Genomic DNA, 22,939 nt, shown 5'->3' with positions numbered 1-22,939 from the left:
GGCCCGAATACGACCGCGCCGTGGGAACGGTCAACACAACATCAGACGTATTAACGGGAAAGGCTCATGGTATCTTCACATTCCGTCCGGCGCCTTCCCCGGAAGGGGCGGAGGCTGCGCAAGCACCACAGCGAAGCCACGCATAAACAGGGGGCGTGCCCCCTTTTTGCTCTGGAGTGCGTGACGATGGCCAGCCCCACCGTTTCGGTAATCATCGCCGCCTATAACGCGATGCCTTATCTGACGCGGTGCGTCACCTCCGTCATCGGCCAGAGCATCGGCCGGAACCAGCTGGAAGTCATCGCGATCGACGACGGCTCCACGGACGGCACGGGTGAGGAACTCGACCGGCTGGCCGACCTGCACCCGAACCTGCTGCGCGTCGTCCACCAGGAGAACTCCGGTGGGCCCGCGGCCCCCCGCAACACCGGCCTCGACCTCGCCCGCGGCACCTTCGTGTTCTTCCTGGACGCCGACGACTACCTGGGGCCCGAGGCGCTGGAGCGCATGGTGGCGATGGCCGAGGCGAACGGCACGGACATCGTCCTCGGCAAGATGGTCGGCGTCGGCGGTCGCAGTGCACCCCAGTCGATGTTCCGGCGCAACCAGCCGAAGACGGACGTCTTCTCCTCACGCGTCTACTGGACGCTCAACCCGATGAAGCTCTTCCGCAGGGAATTGCTGGGGCGACTGGAGCTGCGGTTCCCGACGGACCTCAGCATCGGCGAGGACCAACTCTTCGTCGGACTCGCGTACTTCCACGCCACCGGCATCTCCGTCCTCGCCGACTACGACTGTCTGTTCTGGGTCGAGCGCGAGGACGGCGGCAACATCACGCTGCGGGCAGGTGGCACCGAACCCCGGCTGAAGTTCCTGCCGCGCGTGGTCGACATGATCCTGAAGCACGTCCCGGCCGGCCCCGGCCGCGACCATCTCGCCCACCGCCACCTGACCATCGAGATGCAGCAACTCCTGGCCGAGCTACCGCCGGAGTCCCGCGCCACACAGGAGCAGGCCCTCGACCGGCTCTCCGAGATCATCGCCCCGTTGTGGCACGAGGGCCTGGACGACCGGCTCTCCGCCATGGCCCGGCTTCGACTGCACCTCATCCGGCACCGGATGCTGGACGCACTGCTGGAACTGATCGACTTCGAGAAGGAGTTGGAACAGAGCACGGCCGCCACCCCCGTCCTCTGCGACAACGGCCGCGCCTACGCCCGCTACCCCTTCCTCCGCGACCCCGCCGCCGCCGTCTCCGACAGCTGCTACGACGTCACCGACCAGCTGGCCATCCGCCACCACGTAACCCGCGCCACCCTCCGCGCCACCACCCTCCGCCTGGCCGGCCACGCCTACCTGCACCGCGTGGAGACCCGCGACATCGGCACCGAACTCGTCCTGCGCGAGCGCGACAGCGGCATCGAGTACCGGCTGCCCGTCACCCACACCGCGACCCCGGGGCTCGGCGCCGGTGAGGACGGGGGCCGGTTCCGGTACGACCGGGCGGGGTTCGACGCGGTCGTCGACCTGACCACCGCCGCCGACGGCGCGCCCCTCGCCGACGGCCTGTGGGACATCTCCCTCGCGGTCGGCGCCCAGGGCGTCTCGCGCGAGGTCCGCATCGGCAGCAAGCGGGCGGCCACCGTCTCCCCGGCGGCCCGGACCCGCGTCGTCGCCACACCGGACGGCCTGCGCGCGGTGACGCTCTACACCACCAAGCCGTACGGCAACTTCACCCTCGACCTCGGTGAGAAGAAGCACCGGGCGGCCCCGGGGCTGGCCTTCGACTCGTACCGCTGGTCGGCCAGTCACCCCACCGAGCTGCTGCTCACCGGCCACAGCAAGCTGGACGCGTTCCCGGACGGCGACCTCACCGTCACCCTCACCAGCGACACCGGCGGCACGGCCGTCGTCCCCGGTGTACGCACCCCGCACTGCGACCTCTTCACCGTCCGCATCGAGGTCACCGACCTGCCCGTCGGTGTCTGGAGCGGCGAACTCCGCCTCGGCGACTGGTCGGTGGCGCTCCCCGCCCTGCCGGAGAAGCTCCCCGTCGGCACGTGGCGCAGGCGGGGCACGCCTTGGTACGCGAAGCCCGTGACCGAAACGGCCGTAGCCGCCGATGGCACCGCAGCCGCGGGAACCGCCGAAGTCGCCCACAAGGAGCGGTTCGCGCTGCTCGTCGCGAAGACGGGGCTGGTGAAGGGGGCCGTCGGCAAGCGGAGGTGACGGACCGTCACAGCTTGTCGACGTCCAGGTTCGCGATCGCCGTCCTCGCCACCTCGCGCCCGCGCTCGGTGAAGTCGCCCTTGCCCGGGTAGCCGACGTAGAGCTTGTACATGTCGCCGGTGGCGGCGGACTTGTAGTAGAAGATCCGCAGCTCGCGCGGGCGGGGATTCTCCGTGTCGTCGGTGTCGTAGACGACCGTGTTCTCGGCGGCCATCTTGCCCTGGTACGTCGCGTTGTCGGGCTTGGTCTTCAACCCTTCGGCGGGCATGTCGAGTTCGTAGGCGCCGCTCTGCCTGAACTCGCCGTCGTCGTCGTACATCTCGGCCGCCGCGGACCCGGCGATCTGGCTGTTCGCGTCCTCGGCCTTCTTGTCGAGACTCAGGTGGATCCAGATGACGCCGCTGGCATCGGTGTAGGTCACCCAGTGGGTCTTGTCGGACTCCCGGTCGGGCAGGGACTTCTTGTAGTCGCCGGGCACCGCCAGGGTCGCGGCGACATCCTCGACCTTCGCCGTCCTCCAACCGTCCGGCAGCGGCCCCGCGAACGGATCCGCGAGCACCAGATACGCCGTCAGCGCCGCGACGACGACCGCCGCACCGAGGCCGATCAGGGTCTTGCGGCCGAGGCGGACGCCGCCTGCCGCGGCGGGCGTACCGGTGACCGTGACGACCTGGGTCGGGGCCGGAGCCGGCGGGTTCGCGGTGCGTTCCAGCAGGTCGCGGACGTGCGCGGCGGTCGGGCGGCGGGCCGGGTCCTTCTGGAGGAGACCGTTGATGGCCTCGGCGAGCGGACCCTGTGCCGCGGCGGGCGGCGCCGGGGTCGCGTTGAGGACGGACTGCAGGGTAGCCGGGGTGTTGCTGCGGCGGAACGGGGAGACGCCCTCCGTCGCCGCGTACAGCACCACACCGAGGGACCACAGGTCGCTCGCCGGTCCGGGACGCTGGCCCAACACCCGCTCCGGCGCGATGTATTCGGGCGAACCGACGAAGCCGCCGGTGTCGGTCAGATTGGTCTCACCCTCGATCTGGGCGATGCCGAAGTCGGTGAGGACGACCCGGTCGTGCCGGCCGAGCAGCACGTTGTCCGGCTTGACGTCCCGGTGCAGGATGCCCGCCGCGTGCGCGGCCTCCAGCGCACCCAGCACCTCCAGGCCGATTCTCGCCGCGTCCCGGGCCCCGAGGGTGCCCTCCTGCAAGGCGTCGCCCATCGAACGGCCCTGCACCAGCTCCATCACGATCCACGGCTGGCCGTCCACGACGGCCACATCGTGCACGTTCACCACGGCCGGGTGGTCCAGCCGGGCCGCGGCCCGTGCCTCGCGGCGCATGCGCTCGAAGGCGTTGACACGTTCACGTTCGGGAAGATGATCCGGTACGCGGGGCTCCTTGACGGCGACCTCACGATCCACCGTCTCGTCCTTGGCCCGCCACACCGTGCCCATGCCGCCGTGCCCGAGCTTGGCGAGCAGCCGGTACCGACCGGCGATGACACGGCCGATGCCGGGGTCCTGGGGCGGTGCTTCGTGCGCGGCCCGCTGCGGCACGACCTGTGTCGGTGCCGCGTACGGGTTGTCGGGGTGCGGCACCGCCGCATGCGGGTTCAGCGGGTGCGGGTTCGGCGGTTGCAGACCGAAACTCGTTGGCTCGTCGGCCCCGTAAGGGGCTCCCCCGTTGCTGCTCATGGGTCCATCCATATCGCGCCAAGCCTGTCCGCTTCCACCTCTGACGCTTTCCGGTCACAGACCCGTGACGCGTCTTGCCGCTTATCTCCCTTTTTATCCGAGGTGAGGGGAGAGAGACCCCGAAGGGGAGGGAGATACGGAGGGAGACAGGGAAGGAGATGCGGAGGGGGTGGCCGAGGGGCTGCGCGTGGGGGACGTACGCGAAGGCGTCGGCGGGCTCGGCGTACCGACGGACGTCCCCGGCGCCGAACTCGTCGGCACCACACCCCCGCCCCCACCCCCCTCCGTCAGCAGCGCCGCGGCCGACACGCCCGCCCCCGCCATCGCGACCACCAGCAACGCGGTGACCAGCACACTGCGCGGCGAGTACCGGTACCGCTCCTCCCCCGCACCCCACCTCTCCGCCGTACGGCCCGTGTCCAGAAAGGCCCGCAGCATCCGCTCCGCCTCCCCCGCGTCGAGGCGTCGTACGGGATCACGTTCGAGCAGCCCCCGTACGACGGGCAGGATCGGCGCGGCCTGCGCGGGCGGCCGTATCTCCGCGGAGACGACCGCGTGCAGGATGCCGCCCAACGAGTCGCGCCGGAACGGCGATTCGCCACTCAGGGCGGTGCACAGCAGCGCACCCAGCGACCACACGTCGGACGCCGGCCCGGTCGTCCCCGCCCCGGTCCCGGTCCCGGTCCCCGAGATCCGCTCGGGCGCGGTGTACTCGGGCGAGCCGACGAAGGCCCCGGACTCGGTGAGCGTGGTGGCACCGGCGACCTGGGCGACACCGAAGTCGGTGAGCACGACCCGGCCGTCCTCCAGCAGGACGTTCGCCGGCTTGATGTCACGGTGCAGGACACCCGCCGCATGGGCCGCGCGCAACGCGCCCAGCAGGGCGACGCCGATACGGGCGGCCTCCTCGACGTCGAGTGGGCCGTGCGCGGCGATACGGTCGGCGAGCGAGCCGCCGTGGATCAACTCCATGACGATGTACGGGCGTTCGTCGTCCACGACGACATCGTGGACGACGATGATGTGCGGGTGGCTCAACCGGGCGACCGCACGCGCCTCGCGCAGGGTGCGGTCACGGTGTCGGCGTGCCTCGTCCGCGGAGAGCGCATCGTCCAGCGGGAGTTCCTTGACCGCCACCTGACGGCCGAGGAGTTGGTCGCTCGCCCGCCAGACCACCCCCATGCCACCGCGTCCGAGCCGCGCTTCGAGCCGGTAACGGCCCGCGATCACACGGAGGTTGTCCCCCTCGGTCCCCATGCGCCTCATGATGCCGCACCGGACGGATCCCTTCCGGGGCGGCGACCGGCCATTCCCGTCGACGTCCGCCGACGGGCCGCGGGCGACCGCGGGCGACTTCCGACGCCTTCCGACGACCGGGGGGCCGCGCCGATCGGAGACTCCACCCAGGCCGGGGCGAGGCCTCGACCGGGGCCAGGACTCAGCCGGTCCCCGGCCGCCACCCCTGCAACACCTCGGTGAACTGCTTGCGCGCCGTCGCCCAGTCCTTCGCCGGGGACGACATGTACAGGGCGTACTCGACGCCGTCCCGGGCCAGGTACGTCTCCTCGATGGCCCGGCGCGGGCCCGCCGCCGGGGGCGCGTCCTTGGCCTGCGCGGTCCACGTGTACTCCCACAGGGAGCCTTCGCGGTCGCGGTAGATGTTCTTCTCCAGCGTGACCCGCTCGTAGTCGACCAGCCGCGTGAGCTGCTCCTCCAGATCGAGCTGGTGCGCGTGCGGGTCGTCGAAGTCCGGCGACTCGTCGACGGCGATCCGGAGGAAGTGCTCGCCGTCGTCGGGCGAGTAGTCGATCTGCTCGATGCCGCCCGCGGTGCTGTACACCGACCGCGTCCAGCCCTTGGGCAGGGAGAGGCTGAACCCCGCCGGGTCGTCGACGGGGACCCAGTTGTCCGGAACGGAGCTCCGGGGAGCGGCCGAATCGGTGCCGCCGGTGCCCGTGGGGGGCGTGGCGACCACACCGGACCCGTTCTGCCGCCCCTCGTTCCACTGCTGCAACCACACGGCCGTCCCCCCGCCGACGATCGCGGCGAAGGCGACGACCAGGGCCAGCGTGCGCAGGCGGCGACGCTTGGACGGCGCGGACGGAGCGGCCGGATTGAACTGGCCGGACGGAGCCGTCGGGGTCACCGGCGCGGTGGCAGCGGGGTGCGCCGGACCGGCGCCGAACGTCGGACCGGTGGCCGGCGGGTACGGCGTCCCGGTGACCGGCGTTCCCGCCCCACCGTGCGCCCCGACCCCCGTGTTGCCACCCGTGTGGCTGCCCGTGCCGTACCCGTACCCGGGCCCCACGTTCTGCGTCGGAACGTACATCTGCGCCGCGCTGGGCCGCCGCCCCTCCGCCGCCTCGGCGAGCATCTGCTCGGCCTCGTCCGCACCGGGCCGTACGGCGGGGTCCTTGTGCAGCAGCGCGGCGATGGCGGGCCCGAGCGCGCCGGCGTTCCGCGGCGCGGAGGGCTCCTCGTCGACGACCGCCTGCATGGTGGTCAGGGGCGTGGTGCGGCGGAAGGGCGACCTGCCCTCGACCGCCGTGTACAGCGTGGCGCCGAGCGCCCAGAGGTCGGAGGAGGCCCCCGGATCGGCCCCGCGGATCCGCTCGGGGGCAAGGTAGTCGACCGAACCGACGATCTCTCCCGTGCGGGTGATCGCGGTGTCGCCCTCCACCTGGGCGATGCCGAAGTCGGTGAGCAGGACCCGGCCGTCCCGGCCGAGGAGAACGTTGCCGGGCTTCACGTCACGGTGCAGCACCCCGGCGGAGTGCGCGGCGCGCAGCGCCCGCAGCACCCACAGGCCGATACGGGCGGCCTCCCGCGGCTCGACCCGTCCCTGTTCCTTGACGGCGTCGGCCAGCGAGTGGCCCTCGACCAGTTCCATCACGATCCACGGCCGGCCGTCGTGGTCGAGCACGTCGTGCACGGTGACGACGGCGGAGTGGTTGATCCGGGCGGCGGCGCGCGCCTCCGCCCGGGTGCGCGCGAGAAGGATGCCCTGGTCGCTCTCGGACACATAGAGCGCGGCGGTCAACTCCTTGATCGCGACGGCCCGGTGCAGCACCTCGTCGTGGGCACGCCAGACCCGGCCCATGCCGCCCTTGCCTATCGGCTCGGCGAGCCGATAGCGCCCCGCGAGGAGCTGGCCCTGCATCTGATTCACGTTGCCCCGCAATGCTCTTGACAGGGTCAGACTAGGGACCCGGCCGTGTCGAAAGAAACCAGGGGGGCGTCAAGGAGACCGCACTGTGACGGTTGTCGCTTCTGGAGACGAGAGTGAACCCAGGGGTAACCGGAAGCGTCGCGTCACCGGCGACGTCCCGGCACCGGAGACACCTTGCGGAGAGACGCGAGAGACGTCCCGACGAGCGACCCGTACGGCTGCTTCCGTTCAGCCGGTGACCTGATAGGTCTCCGCCGCCTGCTCGTACAGCCGCGTCACCTCGTCCCGCTCCGCTTCCGGCCCACGCACCTGCACCACGTGGTACTTCCCGTCGATCAGCATCGCGCGATTCCGCACGAACAGCTCGCGCCCGTCGTCCCCGGTCCAGGTGAACTGTCCCTCGGCCATGGTCCGCTCGCCCACCTGGATCGTCTTCAGCCCGGTCGCGGTGGCCCAGCTGGAGTCCCGGTAGGGCTGCAGCTCGGCCTCCTTCTCCCGCTGGTAGACCATGGGATCGCTGCCGTCCTCGGCCGCGCCGTCCCGTCCCGGTACGACGATCAGCTCGAAGTTCCCTTGCGTGTACACGACCTGCCCACGCCCGTTGACCGGCGTACGGTCCCAGCCGTTGGCGACGGCGACCTGGAAGCCCTCCGCGTCCTTGCGCAGGGTGAAGCCGTCGGCGACCTCGGGCCCGCCGGTCTGCGTCTCGGTGGAACCGGCGGACGTCGACGGACCGCTCGGGGACGGGGACGGCCCGGGCGAGGTCTGGTCGGGCCGCGGCTCGCTGCTCGCCTCGGGCGACTGCTCGGGCGCCGAACTCACCTCGCCGGCGGCCCCGGTCCGGTCCCCGGCGCCCTGGTCGTCCGGGTCCGCCTTCGGCATGAAGTACATCGCGTACGCGATCCCCGCGGCCAGCACCAGCAGGATCAGCAGCAGCAGCGTCCGCCCGAGACTCCGCGGCGAACGGGTCTCCTCCCGCGCCCGCTTGTGCCGCCCGTGCGCACTCGTCGCGGGCAGCCCGGCCCGCCGTCTGCGCACCAGCTCGCCCCGCCGCCGTACGACGGGCAGCCGGCTGGTACCGGCGGGCGGCACGGCGACGACATGCGCCCCGGCCTCCGGCTCCGGCGCCGAGCGCACCAACGACCGCAGCCAGCCGCTCAGTTCCTCGAAGTCCAGCCGCTCGGTCGGGTCCTGACGCAGCAGCGACTCGACGACCGGCCGCAGCGGCCCGCACTCCTCGGCGAAGGCCGGCGGCTCCGCGCACACCAGCTGCACCAGCTCGGCCGTCGACTCCTCCGGATAGGGCGCATGCCCCTGCACGGCCCGGAACAGCAGCGCCCCGAGCGCCCACAGGTCGGTCCGCGGCCCGATCGGTGCCGCCAACTGCCAGTTCTCGTGCACCGGTCCGGCCTGCTCCGGCGCCCATCGCTCCGTCACCGGCCCCACCACGGCCATCCGCGCCTGCCGGGCACGCTCCGCGGCCAACGCCGTGGTCGGCCCCCGCCGTACGGGCATCTCGGCGGCCGGCTCGTCCCACCGCCCCGAGCGCGGCGCCGAACCACCGGGCAGCGCGGGAGCGGCGGTTCCGGGCAACGCGGGCGTGGCTCCGGCCGGGGCCGGAACACCGGGTACGGCGGCGCCGAGCCCTGCGGGCGGCACCTCGACACCCGGCGCGGCACCCGGCGCCGCGCCGACCGCACCGGCCCCGCCACGAGGCGCGGCCCCGTGCCACGACGTGGCGCTCACGCCATACGGGTCGTCGATCTGCCCCGGCGGAACACCACCGGCCGAGGACGGACCCTGCCCGCCGCCTGCACCGGGATACGACGACTGCGCCGCCCCGTTGGCCGCGGGGTACGGAGTCTGGGCCTGGTACGGCGGCTGCAGCGCACCGGCGTGGGTGTGTGCGGCCTGGTCTCCCTCGGACGCCGGGCGGGCCCCTGGCAGGGCGGCCCGGCCGCTCTGCTGCGCCTCCTGGACCCGGGCCGCGGCCCGGGCACCCGCGCGATACGCGGCGATCGCCCCGGCCCGCGCCGCCCTGACGTCCGAACCGGCGTCGACGTCCCGACGGACGATCGCGGCCGACGCCCCCGGCACGTTCACGTTCGTGTGCGCCGCTTCCACCCCGACGCTCGGCAGGCCGCCGGCCTCCCGCGCCTCGATGGCGGCCCGCCGAGCGGCCTCCGGATCGCCCCCGCCGAAACCGATGGGACCACTGGAGCCACCGGGGCCACTGTGCCCGCCGGGGCCACCGGAACGCCCGGCACCGGGGCCGCCCGCACCGCCGGTTCCCCGACCGGCGCCGACACTCCCCGCGCGCCCGAGCCCCTCCGGACCCCCGGGCCCACCAGAACCTCCAGGCCCGCCGGGTCCGGGCCCGTCACCGGACTCCCCGCCCCCGGCGCCCCATTCCGCGCTCTCCACGGGCACCGGGTCGTACCCGCACAGTGCCTCCTCCGCCGCGCCCACCGCGAGGCCGGTCAGCATCACGCGGCCGTCGTCGCAGACGAGCACCGTACGGGCGGTGATGTTCCGGTGCACCCAGCCGTGCGCGTGCAGCACCCGCAGCGCCATGAGGACGTCGGCGGCGACCTCGGCCGCCCGGTACGGCGTGAGCGGCTTCTCCACGAGCATCGCCGCCAGCGACCGCGCGGACACCAGCTCGCTGACTATCCACAGCGAACCACCGTCGGCGAACACGTCGAAAACCTGGTCGAGCCGAGGGTGGTCGGGAATCCGGGCAGCGGCCTGCGCGGCCTCGACGGCCCTCCGCACGGCCGGATCCGTCGGCCGCCGCGCCGAGCCACCGGCACCCGCCGGAGCGCGCCGCGCCCCACGGTCCCGGACCCCACGCGGATCCCGCGCCGTGAACCCGTCCGGCAGCCCCTCCGCGTCGAGCACCTCCGCCTCGACGACCTCGGGCAACGGCACCTGCCTGACCAGGACTTCCTGCCCGCTGTAGGTGTCGAAGGCCCGGCTCTCGGTGAGTTCGTACTCGTCGGAGGGCGGCAGCGGCAGGCGGTAGCGGTCGGCGAGTACCCGTCCCGCATAGTCGTCCACGTTGCCTCCCCCGGCCGCCCGGTTGGTCAATTCCGTTCGTACCGCGGCCCGTTCTGTTCGCATACGTGGATGCGTACGGTCCGCAAGCATTCACGATACGTGCCGGAGGCAACCCGCAATGAGGGGATGCCAGATCTCACGCCCCAAACGCGGGATCGAACACGGGGTCGCTCACCCCATGCCCGTCATGACTTCGGTTCGAACGTGTCCGCCAGCGTCTGCCACGTGCCCTCGCGCAGCTCGCTGTCCCAGTTCGCGTCCTTCGCCGTGTACATCAGCGCGTATCCGAGTTGGCCGTTGACGACGAACCCCCGGTCGATCGTCCGGTACTTCGTCCCGCTCTCCGTATAGGTGAACTCCCAGTCAGCCGCGTTCCAGCTGCGGTAGTCCACCTTCTCTATTCGGATCCTCTTGTACTGGGAGCGCGTCATGTAGTTCTCCTGGCTCTTCCAGTCCGCCACCGGGTTGCCCTTCGGCGTGGACGTCCAGGCAACCAGCAGTTTCTGCCCGTCGGGGCCGGTGAAACGGTCTCCCGCCGACCCCGTCGACTGGTACTTCCACCCCGCGGGGAGCCCGATCGAGTACCCCTGACTCCCCTTGTGCGTCGTCTCGGTCTCCTTGCCGGAACCGGACCCCGATCCCGACCCGGACCCGGACCCGGAGGAACCGTCGCCCGAGCCACCGCCGCCCGTCGCGCCGGCCTCCGCGCTCGGCGTGTTCCCTGCCCCGGCCCCTGCGGACTGGGTCGCCGAATCGTCCGAACGCGTACCGCCGCTCGCGTCCTCCTTGGTGCCGGCACTCGCGCTCGCACTGGCCGTCACCTTGCCGCCACCGGACTTGGCCCCGTCGGAGCCGCCGTCGTCACCCAGGGTGAGGGCCAGCACGGTGCCGATCACGGCGAGGACCACGACCACGGCGATGATCACCAACGTCCGCCGCGGCACCACATCGGTCAGCGGCGCCCTCGGCACGGACCGCGGCGGCAGATCCGGCGGCGTCATCACGGGCCACCCGGAACTACGCCCACCGGTCGAGGCGTTGGCACCCGCGCCACCCGAGGCCGAGCCCGCCGTACCCGCGCCCTTCGCTCCCGAGTCCCGAGGCCCAGGCACCCCACCGGACGCCAGACCAGAACCAGAACCAGAACCGGAACTCGGACTCGAACCAGCCGCCCCGCTCGACGCGCCCTTCCCCGCCGAACCGGTGGCACCAACGGCTCCGGCACCGGCCGCACGGGCACCCGAAGCCCCCGCACCACCACCGACGCCCCCGGCCCCGGAAGCAGCCGTACCGCCGCCCCCCGAACCCGAACCCGCACCCGAACTGGAGCCCGCACCCGAGCCCGTCCCAGAAGCCGACTCCAAGCCCGAACCCGAACCCGAATCCGTCGTACCGCCCCCGGACTTGGTCCTGGACGCAGCCGCTGAGGATGCCGCCGCGCCCGCCGCCCCGGCGGCCTTCCGCATGGAACGCATCGCCCCGCGGAACCGCTCGCCCGCCTCTTCGCCCCGCTTGCCGCCGGAGCCCGCCGAACCCCTCCGGGCGGTCTGCTCGTCGGGCTGCGGAGGCAGCGGCACGACCTTCGTCGCGTCCGGCGCCGGCTCGGCCTTCGGCTCGGGCGCGTGGATCACGGCGTTGAGCATCGCCCGCGCACCGGCGTCGTCGAGCCGCTGGGCCGGATCCTTGGTGAGCAGGCCGTAGATGACGTCCTTCAGAGGGCCGGCGTTCTTCGGCTCCTCCAGCGGCTCGGTCATCACCGCGGTCAGGGTCGCGATCGCCGACCCCTTGTCGTACGGGGGCGCACCCTCGACCGACGCGTACAGCAGCCCGCCCAGCGACCACAGGTCGGCCGCCGGTCCCGGCTTGTGGCCGCGGGCCCGCTCCGGGGAGATGTAGGAGGGCGCGCCGACGAGCATGCCCGTCGAGGTGATGGACGGGTCGCCCTCGACCTGGGCGATGCCGAAGTCGGTGAGCACGACCCGGCCGTCCTCGGAGATCAGCACGTTGGACGGCTTCACGTCACGGTGCAGGATCCCCTCACGGTGCGCGGACCGCAGCACGTTGAGGATCGCCAGGCCGACTTCCGCCGCCCGCACCGGCTCCAGAAGGCCGTCCTCCCGGATGGCCTCGGCGAGCGACTTGCCCTCGACGAGCTCCATCACGATCCACGGGCGGTCGTCCTCCTCGACCACGTCGAAGACCGTCACCGCGCTGTTGTTGCGGATCCGCGCAATGGCCTTGGCCTCGCGCAGTGTGCGCGTGATCAGCCGTCGCTTCTCGTCCTCGTCGATGTTGGTCGGGAACCGCAGTTCCTTGACGGCTACCGTCCGCCCCAGGGTCTCGTCCTCGGCACGCCAGACCGTGCCCATGCCGCCGCGGCCGAGCACACCTCCCAGCCGGTACCGCCCGGCGAGAAGACGCTCGCTGTTGTCCTGACGAGTGTCTTGACGGGATGTGCCCGCCCGCTCCGCCTCCGACATGCGTCCCCTCATGCAACCCGCCCTGACAGAGCCTCCATTGTCCCTCACCGAACAAGTGCCCAACGCCCAGGGTGCCTCTGACGGCACCGTGGGCCGCGACGCGGGTCCCGGTGAAGTCGCCGTTCCACCGCCCTGCATGATGGGCCGCGACAAGGGAGGACCCGCGCGATGCCACCGCTTCGGACACTGTCGGTGGTGCTGGTGTGCCTGGTGCTCCTCGCTCAGGCCCCCGCGTCCTCCTCGGCGCTGGGCACCCCGCCCACCGACTCGGTCCTTCCGCTGCTGGTCACACGGGGTGGCGCCCCGGCCGCGGCGCTGCTGGCCCGCGAGGAGACCGGCATCCGCTTCACGCGCAGCGGTCAGGGCGTTTCCCGCGCCGACCACTTCCGGGCCGGCAGCATCACGAAGACCTTCATCGCGACGGTCGTCCTGCAACTGGCCGCCGAACACCGGCTGAAACTCGCCGACAGTGTGGAGCGGTACCTGCCCGGCCTGGTGCGGGAAGCGGGCGGCGACGGCCGTGCGCCGACCCTGCGCGCCCTGCTCACCCACACCAGCGGCCTGTACGACTTCACCGCGGACACCGGCGGCGTCGTCCCCGTCACTCCTCTTCAAGCGGTACGCATCGCACTCACCCACCCCCTGGCCCACCCCGGCCGCTTCTCCTACTCGAACACCAACTACGTCCTGCTCGGCCTGGTCGTCGAGCAGGTCACCGGCCACTCGTACGCCACCGAGGCCGAGCGCCGCGTCATCGCTCCGTTGGGTCTGACGGGCACCTCCTTCCCCGGCTCCCGCACGACTCTCCCCTCCCCGCACGGCCGCGCCTACGCCACCGACGGAACCGACGTCACCGACCTAGACCCGCGGGTGGCCGGCGCCGCGGGCGAGCTGGTGACCACGCTCGCCGATCTGGACCGCTTCTACGCCGCCCTGCTCGGCGGACGGCTGCTGCCCCCGCGCTGGCTGCGCGAGATGCTCGACACCCGCACCGCACACGGCTCGTACGGCATGGGCCTGTTCCCGGTGAAGCTGCCGTGCGGCACGACGGTGTGGGGACACAACGGCCGGATCGACGGCAGCTACGTGCGCAGCGCGGCTGCGGTCGGCGGCCGTCGCGTCCTCACCTTCCGCGTGAACACGACGGCGATGGCAGATCCCGGCCTCGAACCCCGGCTGCTCGCCGCCGAGTTCTGCCCCCGCACCTCGTAGAACGGCCGGGTTCCGAACGAAGATCCCGGTTCGCGACACTCGTTCGAGTGACCTTCGGTCGCCCGGGCCGGAAGGGCCTGCCGCTCGCAAGCCCTACCGCCCGAAAGCCCTGCCGCTCGCAAGCCTTACCGCCCGGGAGACCTATCGCCCGAGTCCTCCAACGGCACGATGTCCGGCGCCCCCAGCCGGGCCGCGTCCGCCGTCAGGTCGTCCGGCTGCCGCTGCGACTCCCGTTCCGCCTCCACCCGCTTCTCGTAGTGCTCGACCTCGCGCTCGATCTGGTCCTTGTCCCAGCCGAGCACCGGCGCCATCAGTTCGGCGGCCTCGCGGGCGCTGCGGGTGCCCCGGTCGAAGGTCTCGATGGAGATGCGGGTGCGGCGGGTCAGGACGTCGTCCAGGTGCCGTGCGCCCTCGTGCGAGGCGGCGTACACGACCTCGGCGCGCAGATAGTCGTCGGCCGCCTGCAGGGGATCACCCAGTGAGCTGTCCGAGGCGATGAGTTCGAGCACCTCCTCCGCCATCGCGCCGTACCGATTCAGCAGATGCTCCACCCGCACCACGTGCAGGCCCGTCCGGGCCGCGATCCGCGCCCGCGCGTTCCACAGTGCCCGGTAGCCCTCGGCGCCGAGGAGCGGGACGTCCTCCGTCACGCACTCGGCGACCCGCATGTCGAGGCCGTGCACCGCCTCGTCCACCGCGTCCTTGGCCATGACCCGGTAGGTCGTGTACTTACCGCCGGCCACCACGACGAGCCCGGGCGCCGGGTGCGCGACGGTGTGCTCGCGCGACAGCTTGCTGGTGGCGTCCGACTCACCGGCCAGCAGGGGCCTCAGTCCGGCGTACACCCCCTGGACGTCGTCCCTGGTCAGCGGCACCGACAGGACGGAGTTGACGTGTTCCAGCAGGTAGTCGATGTCGGCGCTGGACGCGGCCGGGTGCGCCTTGTCGAGGTCCCAGTCGGTGTCGGTCGTGCCGATGATCCAGTGCCGGCCCCAGGGGATGACGAACAGGACGGACTTCTCGGTGCGCAGGATCAGGCCGGTGGAGGCGGTGATCCGGTCCTTGGGTACGACCAGATGGATGCCCTTGGACGCCCGGACGTGGAACTGTCCCCGCTCCCCCACCATCGCCTGGGTGTCGTCGGTCCACACCCCGGTCGCGTTCACGATCTGCTTGGCGCGGATCTCGTACTCCCCGCCCCCTTCGACGTCCTGCACGCGGGCGCCGACCACGCGTTCGCCCTCGCGCAGGAATCCGGTCACGCGCGCGCGGTTGGCGACCTTCGCGCCGTACGACGCCGCCGTACGGACGAGAGTCGCCACGAAGCGGGCGTCGTCCATCTGGGCGTCGTAGTACTGCAACGCCCCGACCAGCGCGTCCTTCTTCAAGGCGGGTGCGACCCGCAGGGCGTGACGGCGGCTCAGATGGCGGTGCATCGGCAGGCCCCGGCCGTGACCTCGGGCCATCGACATGGCGTCGTACAGCGCGACGCCCGATCCGGCGTACAGGCGCTCCCAGCCCTTGTGCTGGAGCGGATACAGGAACGGCACCGGCTTCACCAGGTGCGGCGCGAGCCGCTCCAGGAGCAGGCCGCGCTCCTTCAGTGCCTCACGGACGAGCGCGAAGTCGAGCATCTCCAGATAGCGCAGACCTCCGTGGATCAGCTTGCTGGACCTGCTCGACGTGCCCGACGCCCAGTCACGCGCCTCGACGAGGCCGACGGACAGGCCTCGGGTCACGGCGTCGAGGGCGGTGCCCGCGCCCACCACGCCCGCGCCCACCACCAGCACGTCCAGTTCGCGCTCGGCCATTGATGCGAGTGACTCGGCGCGTTGCGCCGGGCCCAGTGTCGCTGTCCTCACCGCTGCCTCCCGCTGTCGGTCCTACCGGTCGTGCCGGTCCCACCCGTGAAGAGTGGCCCGGTTCGTATCCCCCATGCCCAAATTCTGACCGGCTTGCCCGAGTTCAGCCACCAGTGGCCCCCAGCCTGTGGACAACTTTCACGGACACGCGGCACAACAGCCACGGACTACGACAAGACACACGCCACCAATCCCGCATATCGGTCATATTTACTCCTAGTCTGACATTGCTCTCGCCCATCCTGTCCACAGGGCTTGCGCACCTGTCCCGCTTCGGCTACTGGGAAGGACGGCCTACGACATGCCCGCAGATCTCGCCGTCATCGGACTCGGCCCCTACGGACTGCCCCTGGCCCAGGCCGCCGTCGCCGCCGGCATCTCCACACTCGGTTACCGCACCGGCCCCGAGGCCGGCTCCCTCAGCCCCGCCGAACTGCGCCGCATGCTCGCGGGGGGCTTCCGGCCGACCACCACCCCCGCCGAGCTCGGCCGGGTACGCACCGCCGTCATCTGCGCCCCCACCCCACGGGGCGTGGACGGGGGACTCGACCTCGGCCAGGTGGAGGCAGCCGCCCGCACCCTGGCGGCCCACCTGCGCCCGCACACCACGGTCATCCTGGAGTCGCCCGTCCTCCCCGGCACCACCGAGGACCTCCTGCGCCCGCTCCTCGAAAGGGGCTCGGGACTGCGCGCGGGACGCGACTTCCACCTCGCCTACTCCCCCAGCCGTGTCGATGCCGGCAACCGTGACTTCACGCCCGCCAACACCCCCAAGGTGATCGGCGGCCTCACACCCGCCTGCACCGAATCGGCCGCGGCCTTCTACTCAAGGCTCACCGACAAGGTCGTCCGCGCGCGTGGACCACGCGAAGCGGAGACCGTGCAGCTCCTGGAGACCAACTACCGGCACGTCAACATCGCCCTCGTCAACGAAATGGCCGTCCTGTGCCACGACTTGGGCGTCGACCTCTGGGACGTCATCCGCTGCGCGGAGACCAGGCCGTTCGGCTTCCAGGCCTTCCGCCCCGGCCCCGGCGTCGGCGGCCACGCCGTCCCCCAGGACCTGACCGGCCACGCCGGCCGCACCCTGCGCATGGTGGAACTCGCCCAGCAGGTCAACCACCAGATGCCGCGCTACGTCATCCAGCGCGCCGCCACCCTGCTCAACGAGCACGGCAAATCGGCGCGCGGCGCCCGCGTCCTCCTCCTCGGCGTCACCTACAAACCCGACCTCGCCGACCAGCAGGCCACCCCCGCCCAGGAGATCGCAACCCGCCTGATGGAGCTCGGTGCCTCGGTCAGCTACCACGACCCGCACATCCCGTCGTGGAACGTCCTGGACCGCCCGGTCCCCCGCGCGGACTCCCTCTACGAGGCCGCCGCCGACGCCGACCTGACGATCCTCCTCCAGAACCACCGCACGTACGACCTCCAGGGCCTCTCGGTGAAGGCACAGCTCCTGCTGGACACGCGCGGAGCCACGCCTACGGGGGCGGCGCATCGGTTGTGAGCGGGGGCGCATGGAGTGGGTGGGCGTCCCAGGCTGCGGCGGGAGGCACTCTGCGCCGGTACCTTGGAAACAGGTGGAGCCCACCGCAGCGGGTACTGCGGCAGGCTCCTGACGGGTTACGGGTGTCCGCCCCTACTGTGTATAGGGGCGGCCGCTCACCGTCCGAAAATCCGCAAGATCCACCTCCTCCGGCACTTCACCGTCCGCAGACGGCTCCGGTCCCAGCGGGTGGGCTTGCGGTCGCGACCCGTGGGTGCCCCCTTCCATGACGCCACCCATTGACCCGGTAGGCGGCACATTGGAACTCGGGCCGGGCCCCGACGGCCGGGGTCCGGAACCTTGTTCTTGGAAGGGGGCACCCCGCACAACTGGGGCGCCGACATGAACGCTACCGCCAGCGCACCCCTGACCAGCCCGAACCCGCCCCGAAGGCAACCGCGCGCCTCCACCCCGCACCACACGCCCCCGCAATCCCACCCGGACACGCAAAAGGGGCCGGTCACCTCACCCAAGTGAGACGACCGGCCCCTTCACGTACTACGGGGGACTACCGGGACCGCGCGGGCTACCGCCGATGCACCGAGTCCGCCACCGTCACCTCGACGCGCTGGAACTCCTTCAGCTCGCTGTAACCGGTGGTGGACATGGCCCGCCGCAGCGCGCCGAAGAAGTTCATCGAGCCGTCCGGGGTGTGGGACGGGCCGGTGAGGACCTCCTCGATGGTGCCGACGGTGCCGAGGTCGACCTTCTTGCCGCGCGGCAGCTCCTCGTTCACCGCCTCCATGCCCCAGTGGTGGCCCTTGCCGGGCGCGTCCGTGGCACGGGCCAGCGGGGAGCCCATCATCACGGCGTCGGCGCCGCAGGCGATCGCCTTGGCCAGGTCGCCGGACCAGCCGACACCGCCGTCGGCGATGACGTGCACGTACCGGCCGCCGGACTCGTCCATGTAGTCGCGGCGGGCAGCGGAGACGTCGGCGACCGCCGTGGCCATCGGGACCTGGATGCCCAGCACGTTGCGCGTGGTGTGCGCCGCGCCGCCGCCGAAGCCGACCAGGACGCCGGCCGCGCCGGTGCGCATCAGGTGCAGGGCCGCGGTGTACGTGGCACAGCCGCCGACGATCACCGGGACGTCGAGCTCGTAGATGAACTGCTTCAGGTTCAGCGGCTCGTGCGAACCGGAGACGTGCTCCGCCGAGACCGTCGTACCGCGGATGACGAAGATGTCCACGCCCGCGTCCACGACCGCCTTGGAGAACTGGGCGGTGCGCTGCGGGGAGAGCGCGGCGGCGGTGACCACGCCCGAGTCGCGCACCTCCTTGAGGCGCTGCCCGATCAGCTCCTCCTTGATCGGGGCGGCGTAGATCTCCTGGAGGCGGCGGGTCGCATTGTCCGCGTCCAGTTCGGCGATCTCGTCCAGCAGCGGCTGCGGGTCCTCGTGCCGCGTCCACAGGCCTTCGAGGTTCAGTACGCCGAGGCCGCCGAGCTCACCGATACGGATCGCGGTGGCCGGGGAGACGACCGAGTCCATGGGGGCGGCCAGGAAGGGCAGCTCGAAACGGTAGGCGTCGATCTGCCAGGCGATCGAGACCTCCTTCGGGTCCCGGGTACGGCGGCTGGGGACGACGGCGATGTCGTCGAAGGCGTACGCCCGGCGGCCGCGCTTGCCGCGCCCGATCTCGATCTCAGTCACGTGTGTGGCCTTTCCCTGATGCGTTTCAGCGTCTTCCAGTATCGCCGACGGGCACGACGAGGGCGGCCCCGGATGCTCCGGGGCCGCCCTCGGTACGTCTCACGACGTCTTCACGCGCGCGGGGGTCACTTGCTGCGGCTGTAGTTCGGTGCCTCGACGGTCATCTGGATGTCGTGCGGGTGGCTCTCCTTGAGACCCGCCGAGGTGATCCGGACGAAGCGGCCGTTGTCCTGGAGGTCGGGGACGGTCCGGCCGCCGACGTAGAACATCGACTGGCGCAGACCGCCGACCAGCTGGTGGACGACCGAGGAGAGGGGACCGCGATAGGGCACCTGGCCCTCGATGCCCTCGGGGACGAGCTGCTCGTCGGAGGCGACGCCCTCCTGGAAGTAGCGGTCCTTGGAGAACGACTTGCGGTCGCCGCGGGTCTGCATGGCCCCCAGGGAGCCCATGCCGCGGTACGACTTGAACTGCTTACCGTTGATGAACATCAGCTCGCCCGGCGACTCCTCGCAGCCCGCGAGGAGCGAGCCCAGCATCACCGTGTCGGCGCCCGCGACGAGGGCCTTGGCGATGTCGCCGGAGTACTGGAGGCCGCCGTCGCCGATGACCGGGATACCGGCCGCCTTGGCGGCGAGGGCCGCCTCGTAGATGGCGGTGACCTGCGGAACGCCGATGCCGGCGACGACACGGGTCGTACAGATGGAGCCGGGGCCGACGCCGACCTTGATGCCGTCCACGCCGGCGTCGATGAGGGACTGGGCGCCGTCACGGGTGGCGATGTTGCCGCCGATGACGTCGACGCCCGCCGAGTTCGACTTGATCTTGGCGACCATGTCGCCGACCAGCCGGGAATGGCCGTGCGCGGTGTCGACGACGATGAAGTCGACGCCCGCCTCGATCAGCGCCTGGGCGCGCTCGAAGGCGTCGCCCGCCACACCGACCGCGGCACCGACGAGGAGACGGCCCTCGGCGTCCTTCGCGGCGTTCGGGTACTTCTCCGCCTTGACGAAGTCCTTGACCGTGATCAGGCCCTTGAGGACGCCGTCGTCGTCGACCAGCGGAAGCTTCTCGATCTTGTGCTTGCGCAGCAGCTCCATGGCCTCGACGCCGGAGATGCCGACCTTGCCGGTGACCAGCGGCATGGGCGTCATGACCTCGCGGACCCGGCGGGCGCGGTCGGTCTCGAAGGCCATGTCGCGGTTGGTGACGATGCCGAGCAGCTTCTTGCCCGGGTCGGTCACCGGCACACCGCTGATGCGGAACTTGGCGCACAGCGCGTCGGCCTCGGCGAGCGTGGCGTCCGGGTGCACCGTGATCGGGTCGGCCACCATGCCGGACTCGGAGCGCTTCACCAGGTCGACCTGGTTGGCCTGGTCGTCGATGGAGAGGTTGCGGTGCAGAACGCCGACGCCGCCCTGGCGGGCCATCGCGATCGCCATGCGCGACTCGGTGACCTTGTCCATGGCGGCGGACAGGAGCGGGATGTTGACCCGCACGTTCTTGGACACGTACGAGGCGGTGTCGATCTCGTCCGGTGCCATGTCCGACGCGCCCGGCAGCAGCAGCACGTCGTCGTAGGTCAGCCCGAGTGTCGCGAATTTTCCGGGCACTCCGTCGACGTTCGCAGTCATGACACCTTCCCCAAATGGCCTTGATCGGTGCGGATGTCCATGCTAACGGGAAGCAGGGGCCCCGAATTCCAGGGTTCCCGATGACCGGGGCTTCGTATGTTCGTACGGAGTCGGCGCACCGCCCGTTCAACGCCCCGCCCGTTCGACACCGTGCGGCAAAGGGACCGCTGCGCGGGGACGGCCGCACGGGGACTACTGCTCGGCCAGCGCCCGCAGCCTGCTCAGCGCGCGGTGCTGGGCCACCCGGACCGCTCCGGGTGACATTCCCAACATCTGGCCGGTCTCCTCGGCGGTGAGGCCGACGGCGATCCTCAGCAGCAACAGCTCGCGCTGGTTGTCGGGGAGGTTGGCCAGGAGTTTCTTGGCCCATTCGGCGTCACTGCTGAGCAGGGCGCGCTCCTCCGGGCCGAGTGAGTCGTCCGGCCGCTCGGGCATCTCGTCCGAGGGGACGGCCGTGGAACCCGGGTGGCGCATCGCAGCCCGCTGCAGGTCGGCGACCTTGTGCGCGGCGATGGCGAAGACGAACGCCTCGAAGGGGCGGCCGGTGTCCTTGTAGCGCGGCAGGGCCAGCAGAACCGCCACGCAGACCTCCTGCGCGAGGTCCTCGACGAAGTGCCAGGCATCGCCCGGGAGCCGGGACAGACGGGTGCGGCAGTAGCGCAACGCCAGGGGGTGGACATGGGCGAGCAGGTCGTGCGTGGCCTGCTCGTCCCCCTCCACGGCGTGGTGCACCAGTGCACCGATCGCCCCCGGGGCTGTGCCCGCCTCGTCGTCGCGCATCGGTCCATGGTGCCTTGGCGGCGTCCGATCCGTGGCATTGCGCTGGTCGTTGTGCACTGAAGCGTTATGAGCAGGTGCGCCGGCACTCATCCGCTGCACCCTCCCCTTCCGCTCGACCGACTTGTCCCCGAGGAACTCCACCCCTCAAGGATGCGGCATCCGCGGCGAAACGAGCAGCGGGCACCCGGCGGGCCGCTTTGCCACCCCCGCCCACCGTGAGGTAGGCGGGGGTTCCCGGACCCCCGCTACGACCCATGCGGCCCTGCTCAGCGAACCAGGCCCCAGCGGAAACCGAGCGCCACGGCGTGCGCGCGGTCCGAGGCACCGAGTTTCTTGAACAGCCGTCGGGCGTGGGTCTTGACCGTGTCCTCGGAGAGGAAGAGCTCGCGGCCGATCTCGGCGTTCGAGCGGCCGTGGCTCATGCCTTCGAGGACCTGGATCTCGCGCGCGGTGAGCGTCGGGGCGGCGCCCATCTCGGCGGACCGGAGCCGGCGCGGGGCCAGCCGCCAGGTCGGGTCGGCGAGGGCCTGGGTGACGGTGGCGCGCAGTTCGGCGCGCGAGGCGTCCTTGTGCAGATAGCCCCGGGCACCGGCGGCGACCGCGAGCGCCACGCCGTCGAGGTCCTCGGCGACGGTGAGCATGATGATGCGCGCACCCGGGTCGGCGGACAGCAGCCGCCGGACGGTCTCGACGCCGCCCAGACCGGGCATGCGTACGTCCATCAGAATCAGGTCCGAGCGGTCGGCGCCCCAGCGGCGGAGCACTTCCTCGCCGTTGGCCGCGGTCGTCACGCGCTCGACGCCGGGCACGGTCGCGACCGCGCGGCGGAGCGCTTCTCGGGCAAGCGGGGAGTCGTCGCAGACGAGGACGGATGTCATGGCCGTCCTCCGCAGCTGATGCACGTCACCTTGAGCCTCCAGGCTGGTACGAAATCGTCACCTGTGCGGTCGACCGTCTCGGACGCCTGCCCGAGCCCTTGTTGTTCTCAACCGCCTCCGCACTCCTAACGACGGTCACTCGAAAGAGTTACGGGGCCGTGAGCCATCTTCGGCACTCTACGTGAGGGGGCGGACACGGTGGAGACACGCGCGCGGACCCACAACCTTTCATCACAACCCGTGCCCCATTCAGACCCTTTTCTTCCCATTTCCTGGTGTCTGAGGCTAGATTCGCAATGAGTCATATTTTCATCTCCTTAGATCGTAGATGTACGGTCGTGGACACCGTATCCGCCCAGAACGGCTACAAGGGGTCACGCAATGGCAGATTTCTCCCGCCTTCCCGGACCGAACGCGGACCTGTGGGACTGGCAGCTCCTGGCTGCCTGCCGCGGGGTGGACAGCTCGCTCTTCTTTCATCCGGAGGGCGAGCGCGGCGCGGCCCGGAGCGCTCGCGAGAACTCGGCCAAGGAGGTCTGCATGAGATGCCCGGTCCGCGCGCAGTGCGCGGCGCACGCGCTGGCGGTGAGAGAGCCGTACGGCGTCTGGGGCGGACTGACCGAGGACGAGCGCGAGGAACTCATGGGGCGGGCACGCCACCGGCTGGTGTCAGCGGTGGGGCATGCCGCCTCGAACACCTGAAGGAACGTTTCTCCAATGGTGGGCACCGTGGTGGGCACGCGCATGCGTGCCC

The 22,939-nt window shown here is 71.4% G+C and carries 14 protein-coding genes; 4 read left to right on the top strand and 10 right to left on the bottom strand.

Annotated elements, in window-relative coordinates; genetic code table 11:
• The first annotated feature begins 186 nt into the window (after positions 1-186).
• Positions 187-2,229: a glycosyltransferase family 2 protein gene (locus ACZ5VD_RS27985; protein WP_468683670.1), complete on the top strand. Its 2,043-nt coding sequence runs from the start codon at positions 187-189 to the stop codon at positions 2,227-2,229.
• 7 nt (positions 2,230-2,236) lie between these two features.
• On the opposite strand, the gene ACZ5VD_RS27980 is transcribed toward ACZ5VD_RS27985, so the two are convergent.
• The 5 genes from ACZ5VD_RS27980 to ACZ5VD_RS27960 all read right to left on the bottom strand — a co-directional run bounded on the left by ACZ5VD_RS27980 (position 2,237) and on the right by ACZ5VD_RS27960 (position 12,619).
• Positions 2,237-3,910: a serine/threonine-protein kinase gene (locus ACZ5VD_RS27980; RefSeq protein WP_468683668.1), complete on the bottom strand. Its 1,674-nt coding sequence runs from the start codon at positions 3,908-3,910 to the stop codon at positions 2,237-2,239.
• 93 nt (positions 3,911-4,003) lie between these two features.
• Positions 4,004-5,167: a serine/threonine-protein kinase gene (locus tag ACZ5VD_RS27975; RefSeq protein WP_468683667.1), complete on the bottom strand. Its 1,164-nt coding sequence runs from the start codon at positions 5,165-5,167 to the stop codon at positions 4,004-4,006.
• Positions 5,168-5,348: 181 nt separating this feature from the next.
• The gene (locus ACZ5VD_RS27970) at positions 5,349-7,070 is read right to left on the bottom strand and encodes a protein kinase domain-containing protein (protein WP_468683665.1); all 1,722 of its coding nucleotides are present in this window, start codon (positions 7,068-7,070) and stop codon (positions 5,349-5,351) included.
• Positions 7,071-7,307: 237 nt separating this feature from the next.
• Positions 7,308-10,139 carry a protein kinase gene (locus ACZ5VD_RS27965; protein WP_468547589.1) on the bottom strand — a complete coding sequence of 944 codons (2,832 nt, stop codon included), beginning with the start codon at positions 10,137-10,139 and terminating at the stop codon, positions 7,308-7,310.
• Between the two features lie 185 nt (positions 10,140-10,324).
• Complete coding sequence (locus ACZ5VD_RS27960) at positions 10,325-12,619, bottom strand: serine/threonine-protein kinase (RefSeq protein WP_468683664.1); 2,295 nt, start codon at positions 12,617-12,619, stop codon at positions 10,325-10,327.
• 168 nt (positions 12,620-12,787) lie between these two features.
• On the opposite strand from ACZ5VD_RS27960, the gene ACZ5VD_RS27955 reads away from it, so the two are divergent.
• Positions 12,788-13,831 carry a serine hydrolase domain-containing protein gene (locus ACZ5VD_RS27955; protein ID WP_468547590.1) on the top strand — a complete coding sequence of 348 codons (1,044 nt, stop codon included), beginning with the start codon at positions 12,788-12,790 and terminating at the stop codon, positions 13,829-13,831.
• A gap of 125 nt (positions 13,832-13,956) precedes the next feature.
• Here ACZ5VD_RS27955 and ACZ5VD_RS27950 read toward each other — a convergent pair whose 3' ends face one another.
• Positions 13,957-15,693 (bottom strand): glycerol-3-phosphate dehydrogenase/oxidase, encoded by a 1,737-nt coding sequence (locus tag ACZ5VD_RS27950; RefSeq protein WP_468547591.1) that lies wholly within the window; start codon positions 15,691-15,693, stop codon positions 13,957-13,959.
• Between the two features lie 301 nt (positions 15,694-15,994).
• Here ACZ5VD_RS27950 and ACZ5VD_RS27945 point away from each other — a divergent pair, with 301 nt between their 5' ends.
• Positions 15,995-17,203 carry a nucleotide sugar dehydrogenase gene (locus tag ACZ5VD_RS27945; RefSeq protein WP_468547592.1) on the top strand — a complete coding sequence of 403 codons (1,209 nt, stop codon included), beginning with the start codon at positions 15,995-15,997 and terminating at the stop codon, positions 17,201-17,203.
• Positions 17,204-17,768: 565 nt separating this feature from the next.
• Here the strand turns inward: ACZ5VD_RS27945 and ACZ5VD_RS27940 are convergent.
• The 4 genes from ACZ5VD_RS27940 to ACZ5VD_RS27925 all read right to left on the bottom strand — a co-directional run bounded on the left by ACZ5VD_RS27940 (position 17,769) and on the right by ACZ5VD_RS27925 (position 22,185).
• Entirely contained in the window at positions 17,769-18,893 is a 1,125-nt protein-coding gene (locus ACZ5VD_RS27940) for a GuaB3 family IMP dehydrogenase-related protein (RefSeq protein ID WP_468547593.1), read from the bottom strand.
• 125 nt (positions 18,894-19,018) lie between these two features.
• Positions 19,019-20,527, bottom strand: a complete 1,509-nt coding sequence (guaB, locus tag ACZ5VD_RS27935; RefSeq protein ID WP_468547594.1) for an IMP dehydrogenase — start codon at positions 20,525-20,527, stop codon at positions 19,019-19,021.
• 192 nt (positions 20,528-20,719) lie between these two features.
• Positions 20,720-21,307: a sigma-70 family RNA polymerase sigma factor gene (locus ACZ5VD_RS27930; protein ID WP_468683662.1), complete on the bottom strand. Its 588-nt coding sequence runs from the start codon at positions 21,305-21,307 to the stop codon at positions 20,720-20,722.
• Positions 21,308-21,573: 266 nt separating this feature from the next.
• Positions 21,574-22,185 (bottom strand): response regulator transcription factor, encoded by a 612-nt coding sequence (locus tag ACZ5VD_RS27925; RefSeq protein ID WP_003948568.1) that lies wholly within the window; start codon positions 22,183-22,185, stop codon positions 21,574-21,576.
• A 381-nt stretch (positions 22,186-22,566) separates the two neighbouring features.
• Between ACZ5VD_RS27925 and ACZ5VD_RS27920 the strand changes: the two genes are divergently transcribed.
• Positions 22,567-22,887 (top strand): WhiB family transcriptional regulator, encoded by a 321-nt coding sequence (locus ACZ5VD_RS27920; protein ID WP_468547596.1) that lies wholly within the window; start codon positions 22,567-22,569, stop codon positions 22,885-22,887.
• Positions 22,888-22,939 lie beyond the last annotated feature (52 nt).

The sequence above is a fragment of the Streptomyces sp. NPDC032822 genome (genome assembly GCF_055578825.1).
This window is presented reverse-complemented; position numbering and strand designations above follow the sequence as displayed.